Here is a 15,331-nt window from a genome sequence, read left to right as displayed (position 1 = left end):
GCCGCCACACAGCCGCAGAGCATGAGCGACCATGAACCCGACTCCTTCCCGCAAGGCGCTGCCGGCTGCGCAGCGCATCGCCAGCAAAACCTTCGACGCCCTCGAACACTTCCTGCATATCGAAGCCGTCAGCGGCATCGTCCTGCTGCTCGCCGCCGCCGTCGCCCTGGTGTGGGCCAACTCGCCCGCCGCCGAGAGCTATGAGCACCTCTGGCATCTGCCGCTGGGCTTCACTCTGGGCGGCTTCAGCGTGTCCCAGTCGCTGCATTTCTGGATCAACGACGCGCTGATGACGGTGTTCTTCCTGGTCGTCGGCATGGAAATCCGTCGCGAGATCCACGACGGCGCCCTGGCCGACCTGCGCCAGGCGGCCCTGCCGCTAGGTGCGGCGCTGGGCGGCGTGGCGGTGCCGGCGCTGGCCTACCTGGCCGTCAGCGGCAGCGCGGAGCTGCGCCAGGGCTGGGCGGTGCCGACCGCCACCGACATCGCCTTCGCGGTCGGCGTGCTGGCCCTGCTGGGCAAGTCGATCCCCGCCTGCGTGCGCGTGTTCCTGCTCGCCCTGGCGATCATCGACGACATCGTGGCGGTGCTGATCATCGCCCTGTTCTACTCCGGCGGCCTCGATGCGACCGGCTTCCTGATCGCCGGCGCCGGTCTGTTGCTGGTCCTCGGTTTCCAGGCCATCGGCATCGGCGCGGCCTGGGCCTACGTGCTGCCCGGCGCCGTGCTGTGGTTCGGCCTGCTCAAGACCGGCGCCCACCCCACTCTGGCCGGCGTGGTGCTCGGCTTGCTGACGCCGGTGCGCTCGGCGCCCGGCATTGCTCCTTTGACCAGCGCCCGCCATGCCCTGCAGGAGTTCGCCGCGCGCGCCGTCGACGGCGCGCACGACAGCCAGCAATTGCGCCAGCCGCTCAAGCGCTTGCGCCTTGCCGAGCGCGAACTGCTGCCGCCGGTGGTGCGGGTGCAGATGGCCCTGCACCCCTGGGTGGCCTACGTGATCATGCCGCTGTTCGCCCTCGCCAACGCCGGGGTGAGCCTGGGTGGTGTCGACCTTGGCGGCGGCAATGCGGTTGCGGTGCTGTCCGGCGTCGCCCTCGCCCTGCTGCTCGGCAAGCCGCTCGGCATCCTGCTGAGCAGCTGGCTGCTGGTGCGCCTGGGCTGGTGTCGCCTGCCGGCGGGGATGAGCTGGGGATGGCTGGGGCTGGTCGGCGTGCTGGCCGGCATCGGCTTCACCATGGCGATCTTCATCGCCAACCTGGCATTCAGCGAGGCCGACCTGCTCGGCGCCGCCAAGCTGGGCGTGCTGCTCGCCTCGGCGCTGGCCGCCAGCCTGGGCCTCGCGCTGGGCGGCCTGCTGGTGCGCCGCGCGCGCCGGCAGAGCGCGCCGGCCATGGCCTGAACGGGCTCAGCCGTGGCGGTTGCGGCTGGCCTGGACGATGCGTTCGGCCGGTACGCGCAGCTGGCGCATCAGGTACTCGGCGAACTCCGGGGCGTAATCCTGGCGGGCGATGGCCTGCGCCATGCAATCCAGCCACGCGGCGCTGCCGGCCTCGTCGATCGGCCACTGGGCGTGGAAGGCGGGGATCACGATGGGACCGTACTTCTCGGCGAACAGCTTCGGCCCGCCCAGCCAGCCGCTGAGGAAGCAGGCCAGCTTGTCGCGCGAGGCCTCCAGGCTCTCGGGATGCATGCGGCGCAGGTCGGCGGCGGCGGGCGACTCGTCCATGATCCGGTAGAAGTCGTCGACCAGCCGGCGCAGGCCGTCGAGGCCGCCGGCGGCCTGGTAGGAGGCGTCGCCGACGCCGTAGGTAGGAGTGCTGGTCATGGTGTCCTCGCCGCAGGAAGGGGGAGTCATTCTAGCCCAGGCCGCGCCGCCCCCGGCGGCGCGCCGCAGCGGTTAGAATGCGCGCCCCCCCATTCCGCGACCATCCGCCATGCACGCCGACGCCATCGCCATCCTGCAGCAGCAGCTTCTCACCGCCCTGGACGCCGTACCCGCCGAGGCGCGTCGCCTGTTCCACGGCCGCGGCCGGCGCTGGCCGGGACTCGAGCACGTCACCGCCGACTGGCTGCAGGGCGTGCTGCTGGTCTCGCTGTTCCGCGAACCGGCCGAGGCGGAGCTGGAGCGCCTGCGCAGCATGCTCCTGGAGCTGACCGCCAGCGCCGCCTGGCAACGCAGCGGCGCGCACCACCTGCTGCTGCAGCACCGCTACCTGCCCGACAGCCGCATGGACTGGCTGCTGGGCGAGGAACTGGACGAATGGCTGATCGCCGAGGGCGGCCTGCGCTACAAGCTGGACCTCGGCCGCAAGCAGAACAACGGCCTGTTCCTCGACATGCGCTACGGCCGGCGCTGGGTGCGCGAGCAGGCCGCCGGCCAGCGCGTGCTCAATCTGTTCGCCTACACCTGCGGCTTCTCGGTGGCGGCCATCGCCGGCGGCGCCGCCCAGGTGGTCAACCTGGACATGGCCCGGGCCGCCCTCAGCCGCGGCCGCGACAATCACCGCCTCAACGACCACGACCTGGCGCGGGTCGAATTCCTCGGCCACGAGCTGTTCAAGTCGTGGGGCAAGGTGAAGAAGTACGGTCCCTACGAGCTGGTGATCATCGATCCGCCGTCGTTCCAGAAGGGCAGCTTCGCCCTGACCACCGACTACCGCAAGATCCTCCGCCGCCTGCCCGAGCTGCTCACCGCGCAGGGCACGGTGCTGGCCTGCGTCAACGACCCGGGTATCGGCCCGGATTTCCTGATCGAGGGCATGGCTGCCGAGGCGCCGGGCCTGCGCTTCGTCGAGCGTCTGGACAATCCGCCGGAGTTCGCCGACATCCACCCCGACAGCGGTCTGAAGGCGCTGGTGTTCCGCCAGGGCTGAGCCGCCGTCCTCTCCTGGCCGGCGCGTTGCACAGGGAACGCGGCCGGCAGATGCCGGAGGCCATTGGGATCCGGCGGCGGTGCCCTACTGACGCGGCCTGCCGCAGGTGCCGCATCCGCTGCAGGGCAGCGCTGCGCCGGCGGTCACGGACGGCTTCGCGCCGTCCCTCGCGGCTGGCCGCGCGAGGTATTGGCGACGGGGTGAGCGGGGCTTACTATCGACTTCCCCTCTCCGGTACGCGGAGCTCGGTGATGAAAGTCGTGATCGAACAGGCGAGCGGCCAGGCAGGCTGGGTAGTCTGGCTGGATCGCCAGGCGGTGCGCTTCCGCACCCAGGCCGAGGCGCAGGCGTACGCCGAACGCCTGTGTGCCCGTCTCGAGGCCCCGCACCCGCCGCCAGCCGGCTGTCGGGCGCTGCTCTGCGAACCCCAGCGCCCGCGCCGGCGGTGCCGCGCCTAAGCCCCCAGCGCCTGCAGCGCCCGCGCTGCCTCATCCAGCTCGTCCTCGTTGAACACCTGGACGCCCTCGCGGCGCAGCAGCGCGGCCGTCACCCCTTCGCCCGCCACCCGCCGGCCGCTGAAGCTGCCGTCGTAGTTCTCGCGATTGCCGCACGACGGGCTGCGCGCCTTAAGCACGGCGATGCGGATGCCGTGCGCGCGCACCAGCGCCAGGGCGGCCGCGGCTCCCCTCAGGAACGCCTCGCTGACGTCCGCGCCCTCGATCGTGCGCACCGGCACGCGCCGCTCGAGCACCGCCGCGCCCTGCCCGCCGGGGATCTCCGCCGGCGGGCGCGGCGTCGGCAGGCCGCCGGCCACCTCCGGACACAGCGCCACCACCCGCCCCTCGGCCTGCCAGCGCAGCAGCAGGTCGACGGGGCCGTGGGCGCCGCCGTCGTAGCGCACCGCATGGCCGAGCAGGCAGCGGCTGACCAGGATCTTTTCCATGGGCTTGCGAACCGGATGGGCTGGGGCTTCCAGTCTAAACCGCGCGGCCGGCCGCGTCCCGCCGCCGGGCGCCGCTAGCCGCGCGCCACTAGCCGTGCGCCACTAGCCGTGCGCCACGTGCCGCGCCGGCAAAATCTTGCAACCAGCTGATGGTTGAGCGCCACGCTCGGATTTTCTAGCCTGAGCGCGTGACACCGGGCCCCTCTGACGGTCAGCACCGCCATGTCGGAGTCACAGTTGATAACACTTCGACTGCAGGAGGGGCCCATGACTGCCCTATATGCTTTTCTGTTCGCCGACTTCCTCGGCACCGCCACCTGGCTGTGGCTCGCGTTCTTCGCGCTGGTATTCGCCCTGCTGGCCTTCGACCTCGGTGTCCTGCACCGCGACAATCATGAGATCGGCGTCAAGGAGAGCCTGCTGCTGTCGGCCGGCTATATCGGCGTCGGCCTGCTGTTCGCCGTCTGGGTCTGGTTGCACAAGGGCGGCGACGCCGGCCTGGACTATCTGACCGGCTTCTTGATCGAGAAGTCGCTGTCGATGGACAACGTGTTCGTGATGGCGGTGATCTTCGGCTTCCTCGCCATCCCCCGCCAGTACCAGCACAAGGTGCTGTTCTGGGGCATCCTCGGGGTGATCGTGCTGCGCGCCCTGATGATCGGCCTGGGCGCGGCGCTGATCCACCAGTTCAGCTGGATCCTCTACGTGTGCGGCGGCTTCCTGGTGCTCACCGGGGTGCGCATGCTGTTCGCCCGCCTCGACGAGACACCGGACCTCGCCAACAACCCGATGGTGCGCTTCCTGCGCAGCCACCTGCGCATCACCGAGCAGCTGCACGAGCAACGCTTCTTCGTGCGCCAGGCGGACGCCAGCGGCCGACCGGTGCTGTGGGTCACGCCGCTGTTCCTCGCCCTGCTGCTGATCGAGTGCGCCGACCTGGTGTTCGCGGTGGACAGCGTGCCGGCGATCTTCGCCATCACCCAGGACCCGTTCATCGTCTACACCTCGAACATCTTCGCCATCCTCGGCCTGCGCGCGCTGTACTTCGCACTGGCGGCGCTGATCCACCGCTTCGTCTACCTGAAGTACGCCCTGGCCCTGGTGCTGGTGTTCATCGGCGCCAAGATCTTCCTGGTCGGTATCGTCGGCAAGCTGCCGGCGGCGTTCTCCCTCGGCGTGACCCTGACCCTGCTGGTCGGCGGCGTTGTGGTCTCGCTGTGGAAGACCCGCGGCCAGCCCGCCCCCGCCGCGCAGGACCCCGGCACGGCCCGCTGAGGCACGGGCGAGTTCAAGGGCAGGCCAGCTCGGCGGCGAAGCCCGCCATGTTGAGGCGCCGGCCGTTCTGCACCTGGCCGGCCCGCTTGGCGGCGGGTCGCCTTGCCGGGCAGCGCACTCCTGATCCGCGCCCCAGTGGCGCAGGGATTGAATGCGGCGTAGAAGGCGGCGGCGCCGGTGACCGCGGGATGGCCATCGCGGTACCGCCGGCCAGCCCCTCGCGCCCGGCGGCTGCCCTCACCGCCCCGCCGATGCTAGGATGCGCGCCCTATGCGCATCCACGACCTGCACCAACGCCTTGCCGCCTGCGGCGCGCAACCCTGCCACAGCGGGCGCATCCTGCGTGCCTGGCTCAACGGCCAGGCGCTGGACAGCGGCCCGCGCAACCGCCCGGCCGCCGACTACTTCCCGCTGTCGGTGCGCGCCGCGCTGCCGGCCCTTAGCGAGGAAGTCGCCGGTCTCGCGCGGCTGCGCTCCGAGCACCCCGGCGCCGACGGTTCGGCGCGCCTGCTGGTCGAGCTGGCCGACGGCCAGATGGTCGAAAGCGTGCTGCTGCCCAGGGATGGCCTGTGCGTGTCGACCCAGGTCGGCTGCGCGGTGGGCTGCCTGTTCTGCATGACCGGCAAGAGTGGCCTGCTGCGCCAGCTCGGCAGCGCCGAGATCGTCGCCCAGGTCGCCCTGGCGCGGCGCTTCCGCGCGGTGAAGAAGGTGGTGTTCATGGGCATGGGCGAGCCGGCGCACAACCTCGACAACGTGCTGGAGGCCATCCACCTGCTCGGCACCGACGGCGGCATCGGCCACAAGAACCTGGTGTTCTCCACCGTGGGCGATCGCCGCGTGTTCGAGCGCCTGCCGCTGGAGCGGGTCAAGCCGGCGCTGGCGCTGTCGCTGCACACCACCCGCGCCGATCTGCGCCATGAGCTGCTGCCGCACGCGCCGCCGATCGATCCGGCCGAACTGGTCGAGCTGGGCGAAGACTACGCGCGCGCGGTCGGCTATCCGATCCAGTACCAGTGGACGCTGCTCAAGGACATCAACGACAGCGTCGAGGAAATGGACGCCATCCTGCGCCTGTTCAAGGGCAAGTATGCGGTGCTCAACCTGATTCCCTACAACAGCCTGGAAGGCGACGACTTCCAGCGTCCCGACGGCGAACGCATCGTGCAGATGGTGCGCTACCTGCACAGCCGCGGCGTGCTGACCAAGGTGCGCAACAGCGCCGGCCAGGACGTCGACGGCGGCTGCGGCCAGCTGCGCGCGCGCGCCGAGGGGGTCAGGAGCCGCCGCCAGCCGCGCTGAGCGACTGCCGGCGGAGGATCGTCCGGCGCCTCAGGAGGCGGGGCTGTTCGCCACTGGGGTGCCGATCACCGGGGTGCCGGCCACCGGAGTGCCGGCCACCGGCGCCGCCGGATTCACGCCCCAGATGCCGCCCAGACTCTGCAGCAGCGCGCCGGCCAGACCCTGGCTGCCGAGGAACTGCAGCAGCACCTGGCCGAACTGGCCGACCAGGCTGGTATCCATGCCCAGTACCGAGAAGGATTGGGCGACGCCGGCGAGGCTATCGACCGGTGCCGGCGCCGCCGGCTGCGCGGCTTGGCTGCCGCCACCGAGCAGACCGCTCAGTGCACCCAGTCCGCCGAGCAGGCCGCCGCCGCTGGCCGCGCTGCCCGCAGCAGCCGGATTGCCGCCCAGCAGCGCCAGGCCCGGCACGGCGCTGTTCAACTGCGCATAGTCGGCCGCGCCCAGGCGGCTCTGCGCCAGGCCGAGCAATGCGCCGATCCCGCCCACCGCCTGCTGCGGCGTCACCTGCAGGGCTCTGAGCTGGTCGATCAGCGCCAGGGTCTGCGGATTGACCAGGCCGCCGAGCGCGGCGGCACCGGCAGGCTGCGCCGGGGAAACGGCTGTCCCCGGCGCGGCGCCGATCGGCGTGGTCGGGGCAGCGGGGCTGGCCGGCAGCGTCGAGGCGCTCTGGTCGGCCGGCTGGCTGTCGACCGGCTGACTGGCCACCGGCGAAGTCACCTGCAGAGCCGGGGCGGCCGGGGCCGCGATGGCCTGGACGGTCTCGCCGGCCGTCGCGGCGAACACCGGTGCGCTCGCCGCGAGCAGCAGGGCGGACAGACTGAAGGGGCGAAGCAGGGGCATGGGACGAACCTCGAAATTCAGGCAGGTCCGCATCTGACCACGACCGACGCGCAAATGCTGAGCGGGCGGTGGGAAATCCGGCGAACGGTGCCTGTCCGGCTGGCCGGGATCTGCACGCGACCGACCGGCTGCCCTACACTGAGCGGCGCCGAGCATGCTCAGGAGGCCGTCATGGAGCTGCTGAAACAGAAGATCCGCGAGCAGGGCAGCGTGCTGTCCGCGCAGGTGCTCAAGGTGGATGCCTTCCTCAATCACCAGGTCGACCCGCTGCTGATGGATGAGATCGGCGCGGAGCTCGCCCGCCGCTTCGCCGACGCGGGCGTCGACAAGGTGCTGACCATCGAGGCCTCGGGCATCGCCCCGGCGCTGATGACCGCCCTGCACCTGGGCGTACCCATGCTGTTCGCCCGCAAGCAGCAGTCGCTGACCCTCACCGGCGAGCTGTTCACCGCGCGGGTGTACTCCTTCACCAAGCAGGTGGAGAGCACGGTCGCGGTGGCCGCGCGCCACCTCGGCGCCGGCGAGCGGGTGCTGATCGTCGACGACTTCCTCGCCCACGGCCAGGCGGCGCAAGGCCTGGCGTCGATCATCGAGCAGGCCGGCGCGCGGGTCGCCGGCATCGGCATCGTCATCGAGAAGTCGTTCCAGCCCGGCCGCACCGAGCTCGACCGCCTCGGCTACCGGGTCGAGTCGCTGGTGCGCCTCGCCTCGCTGGAGGGCGGCACGGTGCGCTTTCTCGACTGAGCGGCACGCCGCAGAGCGAACACGCGGACACGAAAAAGCCGCCCTCAGGCGGCTTTTTGGCGATGCCGGCGATTATTACAGGCCGGACATCTTGTGGATCGCGCCCTTCAGCTCGTCGTCGGAGCAGTCTGCGCAGGTGCCCTTCGGCGGCATGGCGTTGCGGCCGGCGATGGCCGACTTGAGGAGGCCGTCGATACCACCGCGCTCGCCGGCACGGGCTTTCCAGTCGGCGGCGTCGCCGATCTTCGGCGCGCCCAGTACGCCGGAGCTGTGGCAGGCGCCGCAGTACTTGGCGATCACGTCGTCGCCGCTGCGTGCACCGGCACCGGCGGAAGCCGCCACGGCGCCGACGCCCTTGCATTCCTGGCCGGCGATGCACACTTCGCCTACCGGCTTCAGACGTTCGGCGATGGCGTCATCGCTCGCGGCCTGGGCGCCAACCGCCCACAGGGCCAGCACGGCAGCTTGGGCTGCCAAGACTTTCTTGATCAGGTTCACCCTTACACCCTCTATGGCTAGTCACGCCCGGGGCGGTAGGGCCGCGCGGGCGGCGGGAGTATAACGGCAAAGCGAAGCGCGCCGAAACAACCCCGATGGTCGCAGGGGCTTGACACCTAAGGTGCAGAGGCTTCGGCGGCCCCGCTGGCGGCTCAGAAGTTGGCCGGGGTGGTGGCGCTGATCAGCCGCGCCGGGATGTCGAACGGGTTGCGGAAGCGGTGCGGCTGGCTGCTCTCGAAGTAGTAGCTGTCGCCGCTCTCGAGGATGTACACCGCCTCGCCCACGGTCAGCTCCAGGCGTCCCTCGACCACCACGCCGGCCTCCTCGCCCTCGTGGTTGAGCATCTCGATACCAGTGTCGGCGCCCGGCGGGTAGGTCTCGTCGAGGAAGGCCATGACCCGGTTGGAATGGGCGCGGCCGACCAGCTTCATGGTCACCGCGCCGCTACCGATGTCGATCAGCTCGTCCGACTTGTACACCACCTGGGCCTGGTTGCCCTCGGCGAGATCCATGGAGAAGAACTCCACCAGCGACATGGGAATGCCGCCGAGCACCTTCTTCAACGAGCTGATCGAGGGGCTGACGCTGTTCTTCTCGATCATCGAGATGGTGCTGTTGGTCACTCCTGCGCGCTTGGCCAGCTCGCGCTGGGACAGGCCTTTGAGTTTGCGGATCTCGTGCAGACGGGCGCCGACGTCCAAGGCTGGAGACCTCCTCGGTCATTCAGGGTCAGGGGATGGTTGGGAATAATGATGGCAAGGCTGTTCAGTATTTTCAACACGACGAACAGCCAACCCCCGCGCGAGCGGGTCGGGCGGGGGTGGCGGGAAACGGACAGGATGGGCGGTTCAGGCCACGCCGGAGTAGTGGCGCGGCGCCCGCTTGAGGTTGCAGAACAGCTGGTAGGGGATGCTCTCGGCCGCCGCCGCCACTTCGCTGGCCGGCACCTGGCGGCCCCACAGCTCGACGCGGCTGCCGAGGCCCGCCTGCGGGAGGTCGGTCAGATCGACGGTGAGCATGTCCATCGACACCCGGCCGATCAGGCCGGTGCGCTGGCCCTCGACCGCCACCGGTGTGCCGCTCGGCGCGTGGCGCGGGTAGCCGTCGGCGTAGCCCATGGCCACCACGCCGACGCGGGTCGGCCGCGCGCTGACGAAGCGCGCGCCGTAGCCGACCGGCTCGCCGGCGGGCAGTTCGCGCACGGCGATGATCCGCGACTCCAGGGTCATCACCGGCTCAAGGCGCGCGGCCCGGGCCTGTGGCTGCTCGAACGGCGTGGCGCCATAGAGCATGATGCCCGGACGCACCCAGTCGCCGGGCTGCGCCGGCCACGCCTGCGGCCAGCCGAGCAGCGCCGGCGAATTGCACAGGCTGGTCTCGGCGACCAGTTCGCCGCGCGCGGCCTGGAACACCGCCAGCTGCTCGGCGGTGCGCGGGCAGTCCGGCTCATCGGCGCGGGCGAAGTGACTCATAAGTACGATTTTCGCCACCTTGCCGCTGGCCAGCAGGCGCTGGTGGGCGGCGCGGTAGTCCTCCGGGTGCAGGCCGACCCGGTGCATGCCCGAATCCAGCTTCAGCCACACGGTCAGCGGGCGCGCCACGGCACTGCGCTCGATAGCCTCCAGCTGCCACAGCGAGTGCACCACGCACCACAGCTCGTGCTCGACGATCAGCGCCAGTTCGGCGGCCTCGAAGAACCCCTCGAGCAGCAGGATCGGCGCGCGGATGCCGGCGGCGCGCAGCTCCAGCGCCTCCTCGATGCAGGCCACGGCGAAGCCGTCGGCCTCGTCGGCCAGCGCCTGCGCGCAGGGCAGCGCGCCGTGGCCGTAGGCGTCGGCCTTGACCACGGCGAGGGCGCGGGCGCCGCTCAGCTCGCGGGCCAGGCGGTAGTTGTGACGCAGGGCGTCGAGGTCGATCAGGGCACGGGCGGGACGCATGGCGGCAATCGCTTTCTCGTTATGGATGCGCGCCACACGGGGCGCGGCAGGGTCAGGGCAGCGCGGCGACCACGGTCATCTCGACGCGGGCGCGCGGGTCGTACAGGCGGGCCTCGACGCAGGCGCGCGCCGGCGCGCAGCCGGCGGGCAGCCAGGCGTCCCAGACCGCGTTCATGCCGGCATAGTCGGCCATATCGGCGAGGTGGACGTTCACCGCCAGCAGGCGCGACTTGTCGCTGCCGACCTCGCCGAGCAGGCGTTCGATGTTGGCCAGGGTCTCGCGGGTCTGCCGGTCGATGTCGCCGGCGAAGTCGTCGGCCAGCTGGCCGGCCAGGTAGACGGTGCCGTTGTGGACGACGATCTCGCTGTAGCGGGTTTCAGTGCGCAGGCGCTGGATAGACATGATCGGTTTGCTCCTTGGTGGTGGCGTAGCGGGAAATGTCCAGGCCCTGCGGACTGATCTGCGGGCGCTTTTTCGCCATCAGGTCGGCGAGCAGGCGACCGGAGCCGCAGGCCATGGTCCAACCAAGGGTACCGTGTCCGGTGTTGAGGAACAGGTTGCGGTAGCGGGTGGCACCGACGATCGGCGTGCCGTCCGGGGTCGCCGGACGCAGGCCGGTCCAGAACTCGGCGCGCGCCAGGTCGCCGCCCTGCGGGTACAGATCGGCGGTGATCATCTCCAGGGTCTCGCGGCGGCGCGGGTTGAGCGACAGGTCGTGACCGGCGATCTCGGCCATGCCGCCGACGCGGATGCGATCGTCGAAGCGGGTGATCGCCACCTTGTAGGTCTCGTCGAGGATGGTCGAGGTCGGCGCCATGGCCGCATCGACGATCGGCACGGTCAGCGAGTAGCCCTTCAGCGGATACACCGGCGCCTTGATGCCCAGCGGCTTGAGCAGCTGCGGCGAGTAGCTGCCCAAGGCCAGCACGAAATGGTCGGCGCGTTCCAGACGGCCGTCGACCCACACCCCGGTGACGCGCTCGCCGTCGCTCTGCAGACGCTCGATGTTATGCCCGAAGCGGAACTCGACGCCCAGATCGCGGGCCATCTCGGCCAGCTGGGTGGTGAACAGGAAGCAGTCGCCGGTCTGGTCGTTGGGCAGGCGCAGGGCGCCGGCCAGCTTGTCGGAAACCTTGGCCAGCGCCGGCTCGACGCGGGCGATGCCGGCGCGATCGAGCAGCTCAAAGGGCACGCCGGCCTGCTCGAGCACGGCGATGTCCTTGGCGGCGGCGTCGACCTGCGCCTGGGTACGGAACAGCTGGGTGGTGCCGAGCTGGCGGCCCTCGTAGGCGATGCCGGTCTCGGCACGCAGCTCGTCGAGGCAGTCGCGGCTGTACTCGGCCAGGCGCACCATGCGCTCCTTGTTCACCGCATAGCGCGTCGCGGTGCAGTTGCGCAGCATCTGCGCCATCCACAGGTACTGGTCGAAGCTGGCGGTGAGCTTGATGGCCAGCGGCGCATGGCGCTGCACCAGCCACTTCATGGCCTTCAGCGGGATGCCCGGGGCGGCCCAGGGCGAGGCGTAGCCGGGGGAGACCTGGCCGGCGTTGGCGTGGCTGGTTTCCAGGGCGACGCCGGCCTGGCGGTCGATCACCACCACCTCGAACCCGGCGCGGGCCAGGTAGTACGCGCTGGCGGTGCCGACCACACCGCTGCCAAGAACCAGGACTCGCATGTTCATCTCCCTGCCCGGCACGCCCGGGTTGAAACCGTTGTTGTTGGAGCGGAGTGTAGGTCGGCCACTGCAGTGATATTCACTGTTTGACAGGCTATATTTGGCGAGAATTCTCGGCAGAATCGCTTTTTATGGAGGGGCATACCCCATGAATGGCCCGCAAAAGACCCGGCGCGACCTGGACCGCACCGACCGCAACATCCTGCGCATCCTGCAGCAGGAGGGGCGGATTTCCTTCACCGAACTGGGCGAGCGGGTCAACCTGTCGACCACTCCGTGCACCGAGCGGGTACGCCGCCTGGAGCGCGACGGGGTGATCCTCGGCTACCACGCGCGGCTCAACCCGCAGCTGCTGCGCGCGAGCCTTTTGGTGTTCGTCGAGATCAGCCTGGACTACAAGTCCGGCGACACCTTCGAGGAGTTCCGCCGCGCGGTGCTCAAGCTGCCGCATGTGCTGGAGTGCCATCTGGTGTCCGGCGACTTCGACTACCTGGTCAAGGCGCGCATCTCGGAGATGGCCTCCTACCGCAAGCTGCTCGGCGACATCCTGCTCAAGCTGCCGCACGTGCGCGAGTCGAAGAGCTATATCGTCATGGAGGAGGTCAAGGAGACCCTGGCATTGCCGATCCCGGACTGATTGGCGGGCCCCTGCCTACGGCCTATGCTCGGGGCAGCCGCCACCCGCCCCGGAGCCGCCATGCCGCGCACGCCAACGCACACCGCCGACCACGCGCCCTCCTGGTACGCGGCCAGCGTCAACCGAAGCCTGGAGTTCCCCGCCCTGGACGGCGAGATCGACGCCGACGTGTGCATCGTCGGCGGCGGCTACACCGGCCTCAACTGCGCCATCGAGCTGGCCCGCCGCGGCTACGCGGTGGTGCTGTTGGAGGCGCGCCGGATCGGTTGGGGCGCCAGCGGGCGCAACGGTGGTCAACTGATCCGTGGCGTCGGCCATGATGTCGAGCGCTTCCGCCCGCTGCTCGGCGACGCCGGGGTGCGCCGCCTCAAGCTGTACGGCCTGGAGGCGGTGGAGCTGGTGCGCCGGCGCATCGAGGAGTTCGCCATCGACTGCGACCTCACCTGGGGCTACTGCGACCTGGCCAATCGTCCCGATCACCTGGACGACTTCGTCGCCGCCCGCGACGAGCTGCTGGCGCTCGGCTATCGCCATGAGCTGCGCCTGCTGCAGGCCGGCGAGATGCACGAGGTGGTCGGCTCGACGCGCTACTGCGGCGGGCTGATCGACATGGGCTCGGGGCACCTGCACCCGCTCAACCTGGCGCTCGGCGAGGCGGCCGCCGCGGCGAAACTGGGCGCGCGACTGTTCGAGCGCTCGGCGGCGACGCGCATCGACTACGGCGCGCAGATCCGCGTGCACACCGCGCGCGGCCTGGTGCGCGCCGGGCGGCTGATCCTCGCCTGCAACGCCTATCTCGACGGCCTGCAACCCTGGCTGGCCGGCAAGGTGCTGCCGGCCGGCAGCTACCTGATCGCCACCGAGCCGCTCGGCGAGGAGCGCGCCCGCCAGCTGATCCCCCGCGACATGGCGCTGTGCGACCAGCGCGTGGCGCTCGACTACTATCGACTGTCGCCCGACCGCCGCCTGCTGTTCGGCGGCGCCTGCCACTATTCCGGCCGCGATCCGGCGGACGTCGTCGCCTATATGCGGCCGAAGATGTTGAAGGTCTTTCCGCAACTGACGGATGTGCGCATCGACTACGCCTGGGGCGGCATGATCGGCATCGGCGCCAATCGCCTGCCGCAACTCGGCCGCCTGCCCGGGCAGGCCAACGTCTGGTACGCCCAGGCCTACTCCGGCCACGGTCTCAACGCCACCCACCTGGCCGCCCAGCTGCTCGCCCAGGCCATCCACGGCGAGGACAGCAGCGGTTTCGACCTGTTCGCCCGCGTGCCGCACGCGTCCTTCCCCGGCGGCCCGCTGCTGCGCGCGCCGCTGCTGGCCCTCGGCATGCTCTGGGAGCAGCTCAAGGAACGCCTGTAGGCGGGTGCTTCTTTCCTTCAGCGCGGATCGCCGCGCAGCTCGAAGGCGCCGCGCCGCGCGGCCAGGGCGAGGAACAGCGCCGCGCCGCCGGCCAGCAGCAGCGGCAGACCGTGGCCGCTCAGCCACTGGCTGGCCGCGCCGCTGGACAACGGACCGAGCAGGCAGCCGACTCCCCACAGCAGGGCGATGTGCGCATTGGCGCGCACCAGGGCGTCGTCGCGATAGCGCGCACCGACCAGCACCAGCGCCAGGGTGTACAGGCCGCCGGCGCTGGCGCCGAGCAGCGGCAGCAGCAGCCAGACCAGCGCCGAGTGCAGCAGCAGCGGCAGGCTCAGGCTGCTGATCAGCAGCAGCAGGCCGCAGGTGCGGAACAGCGCGGCGCGCGGCAGGCGGTCGGCGAGCAGGCCGAGCGGCAGCTGCAGCAGGGCGTTGCCCAGCACCAGCGCCCCGAGCATGCGCAGCGCGCTGGCCTGGGCGATGCCCTCATGCAGCAGGTACACCGGCAGCAGGGTGAGCACCAGCACGTCGAAGGCTGCGAACAGCACCACCGCCCAGGCGATCGCCGGCTGGCCGCGACAGAAGCCCAGCAGTCCGCCGGCGCCGGCGGCGTGGCGGCCGACCTCGGGCGCGCCGTCGCGACCGAGCAGCAACAGGCAACCGAGCACCAGCAGGGCCGCGGCCAGCCAGAACGCCCGGTCGCCGGCGGTGCCCAGCACGCTGAGCAGCAGCGGCCCGCACAGCTGACTGAGCGAGAAGGCGGTGCCGTACAGCGCCACCAGGCGGCCGCGCCAGGCGTCGCTGGCCAGCTGGTTGATCCAGCTCTCGCCGAGCACGAACACCACGGTCAGCGAGATACCCAGCAGCAGGCGCAGCGCCAGCCACAGCCCATAGTCCGGCCACAGCGCCAGGCCGGCGACCGAGGCGGCGCTGAGCAGCAGGCTCGCCTGCAGGCTGCGCGGCGTGCCGCAGCGGGCGGCGAAGGCATGGGTCAGCCGCGCGCCGAGCAGCACGCCGATGGCCGGCATGGCCGCCATCACGCCGATGGCGAACTGGCCGTAGCCCCACTGGTCGAGGCGCAGCGACACCAGCGGCAGGCTGAGGCCCAGCGCCAGGCCGACCAGCACCACCGCGCCGGTCACCGCCCCATAGGTCGTCCAGCGCACCATCGTCCCTCCTCGACGCCCCTTGGAGGTGGCGCAAAAACGGCTGCGGCCGGGCCCCGCTAAGGGTGGCCCGGCCGC

Annotated in this window: 17 protein-coding genes; 8 read left to right on the top strand and 9 right to left on the bottom strand. The window is 70.8% G+C overall.

The window, feature by feature from the left end; all coding sequences use genetic code 11:
* Positions 1-31 precede the first annotated feature (31 nt).
* Positions 32-1,399, top strand: a complete 1,368-nt coding sequence (gene nhaA / locus LMJ29_RS07315; RefSeq protein WP_229604857.1) for a Na+/H+ antiporter NhaA — start codon at positions 32-34, stop codon at positions 1,397-1,399.
* Positions 1,400-1,405: 6 nt separating this feature from the next.
* Here nhaA and LMJ29_RS07310 read toward each other — a convergent pair whose 3' ends face one another.
* Positions 1,406-1,825 (bottom strand): group II truncated hemoglobin, encoded by a 420-nt coding sequence (locus LMJ29_RS07310; protein ID WP_229604856.1) that lies wholly within the window; start codon positions 1,823-1,825, stop codon positions 1,406-1,408.
* A gap of 109 nt (positions 1,826-1,934) precedes the next feature.
* Here LMJ29_RS07310 and LMJ29_RS07305 point away from each other — a divergent pair, with 109 nt between their 5' ends.
* On the top strand, positions 1,935-2,873 hold the full coding sequence (locus tag LMJ29_RS07305) for a class I SAM-dependent methyltransferase (RefSeq protein WP_229604855.1): 939 nt from the start codon (positions 1,935-1,937) through the stop codon (positions 2,871-2,873).
* A gap of 251 nt (positions 2,874-3,124) precedes the next feature.
* Positions 3,125-3,331 carry a hypothetical protein gene (locus LMJ29_RS07300; protein ID WP_229604854.1) on the top strand — a complete coding sequence of 69 codons (207 nt, stop codon included), beginning with the start codon at positions 3,125-3,127 and terminating at the stop codon, positions 3,329-3,331.
* Here LMJ29_RS07300 and LMJ29_RS07295 read toward each other — a convergent pair.
* A complete protein-coding gene (locus LMJ29_RS07295; RefSeq protein WP_229604853.1) occupies positions 3,328-3,816 on the bottom strand; it encodes a DUF523 domain-containing protein in 489 nt (162 codons plus the stop codon). The two genes, LMJ29_RS07300 and LMJ29_RS07295, sit on opposite strands and share 4 nt — an antisense overlap.
* Positions 3,817-4,083: 267 nt before the next feature.
* Between LMJ29_RS07295 and LMJ29_RS07290 the strand changes: the two genes are divergently transcribed.
* Together LMJ29_RS07290 and LMJ29_RS07285 are read left to right on the top strand one after the other, a co-directional pair.
* Positions 4,084-5,091: a TerC family protein gene (locus LMJ29_RS07290; protein WP_229604852.1), complete on the top strand. Its 1,008-nt coding sequence runs from the start codon at positions 4,084-4,086 to the stop codon at positions 5,089-5,091.
* 270 nt (positions 5,092-5,361) lie between these two features.
* Positions 5,362-6,390, top strand: coding sequence for an RNA methyltransferase (locus LMJ29_RS07285; RefSeq protein ID WP_229604851.1), 1,029 nt, complete (start codon positions 5,362-5,364; stop codon positions 6,388-6,390).
* Between the two features lie 30 nt (positions 6,391-6,420).
* Here the strand turns inward: LMJ29_RS07285 and LMJ29_RS07280 are convergent, their stop codons facing one another.
* Positions 6,421-7,233 (bottom strand): DUF2780 domain-containing protein, encoded by an 813-nt coding sequence (locus LMJ29_RS07280; protein WP_229604850.1) that lies wholly within the window; start codon positions 7,231-7,233, stop codon positions 6,421-6,423.
* 171 nt (positions 7,234-7,404) lie between these two features.
* Here LMJ29_RS07280 and LMJ29_RS07275 point away from each other — a divergent pair, with 171 nt between their 5' ends.
* Positions 7,405-7,977 carry a xanthine phosphoribosyltransferase gene (locus LMJ29_RS07275; RefSeq protein WP_229604849.1) on the top strand — a complete coding sequence of 191 codons (573 nt, stop codon included), beginning with the start codon at positions 7,405-7,407 and terminating at the stop codon, positions 7,975-7,977.
* 75 nt (positions 7,978-8,052) lie between these two features.
* Here LMJ29_RS07275 and LMJ29_RS07270 read toward each other — a convergent pair whose 3' ends face one another.
* The 5 genes from LMJ29_RS07270 to dadA all read right to left on the bottom strand — a co-directional run bounded on the left by LMJ29_RS07270 (position 8,053) and on the right by dadA (position 12,088).
* Positions 8,053-8,475 carry a c-type cytochrome gene (locus LMJ29_RS07270; protein WP_229604848.1) on the bottom strand — a complete coding sequence of 141 codons (423 nt, stop codon included), beginning with the start codon at positions 8,473-8,475 and terminating at the stop codon, positions 8,053-8,055.
* 152 nt (positions 8,476-8,627) lie between these two features.
* Entirely contained in the window at positions 8,628-9,176 is a 549-nt protein-coding gene (locus tag LMJ29_RS07265; RefSeq protein ID WP_229604847.1) for a cupin domain-containing protein, read from the bottom strand.
* Between the two features lie 147 nt (positions 9,177-9,323).
* A complete protein-coding gene (alr, locus tag LMJ29_RS07260) occupies positions 9,324-10,412 on the bottom strand; it encodes an alanine racemase (protein ID WP_229604846.1) in 1,089 nt (362 codons plus the stop codon).
* 52 nt (positions 10,413-10,464) lie between these two features.
* Complete coding sequence (locus LMJ29_RS07255; protein ID WP_229604845.1) at positions 10,465-10,815, bottom strand: RidA family protein; 351 nt, start codon at positions 10,813-10,815, stop codon at positions 10,465-10,467.
* On the bottom strand, positions 10,790-12,088 hold the full coding sequence (dadA, locus tag LMJ29_RS07250) for a D-amino acid dehydrogenase (RefSeq protein ID WP_229604844.1): 1,299 nt from the start codon (positions 12,086-12,088) through the stop codon (positions 10,790-10,792). The genes LMJ29_RS07255 and dadA overlap by 26 nt, the downstream gene beginning before the upstream one ends.
* 148 nt (positions 12,089-12,236) lie before the next feature.
* Here dadA and LMJ29_RS07245 point away from each other — a divergent pair, with 148 nt between their 5' ends.
* Both LMJ29_RS07245 and LMJ29_RS07240 read left to right on the top strand, forming a co-directional pair.
* Positions 12,237-12,725 carry an Lrp/AsnC ligand binding domain-containing protein gene (locus LMJ29_RS07245; RefSeq protein ID WP_229604843.1) on the top strand — a complete coding sequence of 163 codons (489 nt, stop codon included), beginning with the start codon at positions 12,237-12,239 and terminating at the stop codon, positions 12,723-12,725.
* 60 nt (positions 12,726-12,785) lie between these two features.
* A complete protein-coding gene (locus tag LMJ29_RS07240) occupies positions 12,786-14,090 on the top strand; it encodes an NAD(P)/FAD-dependent oxidoreductase (protein WP_229604842.1) in 1,305 nt (434 codons plus the stop codon).
* A gap of 17 nt (positions 14,091-14,107) precedes the next feature.
* On the opposite strand, the gene LMJ29_RS07235 is transcribed toward LMJ29_RS07240, so the two are convergent.
* The gene (locus LMJ29_RS07235; protein ID WP_229604970.1) at positions 14,108-15,253 is read right to left on the bottom strand and encodes an MFS transporter; all 1,146 of its coding nucleotides are present in this window, start codon (positions 15,251-15,253) and stop codon (positions 14,108-14,110) included.
* Between the last annotated feature and the right edge of the window lie 78 nt (positions 15,254-15,331).

The organism is Pseudomonas oryzagri, from assembly GCF_020831405.1.
Lineage (GTDB): Bacteria > Pseudomonadota > Gammaproteobacteria > Pseudomonadales > Pseudomonadaceae > Geopseudomonas > Geopseudomonas oryzagri.
This window is presented reverse-complemented; position numbering and strand designations above follow the sequence as displayed.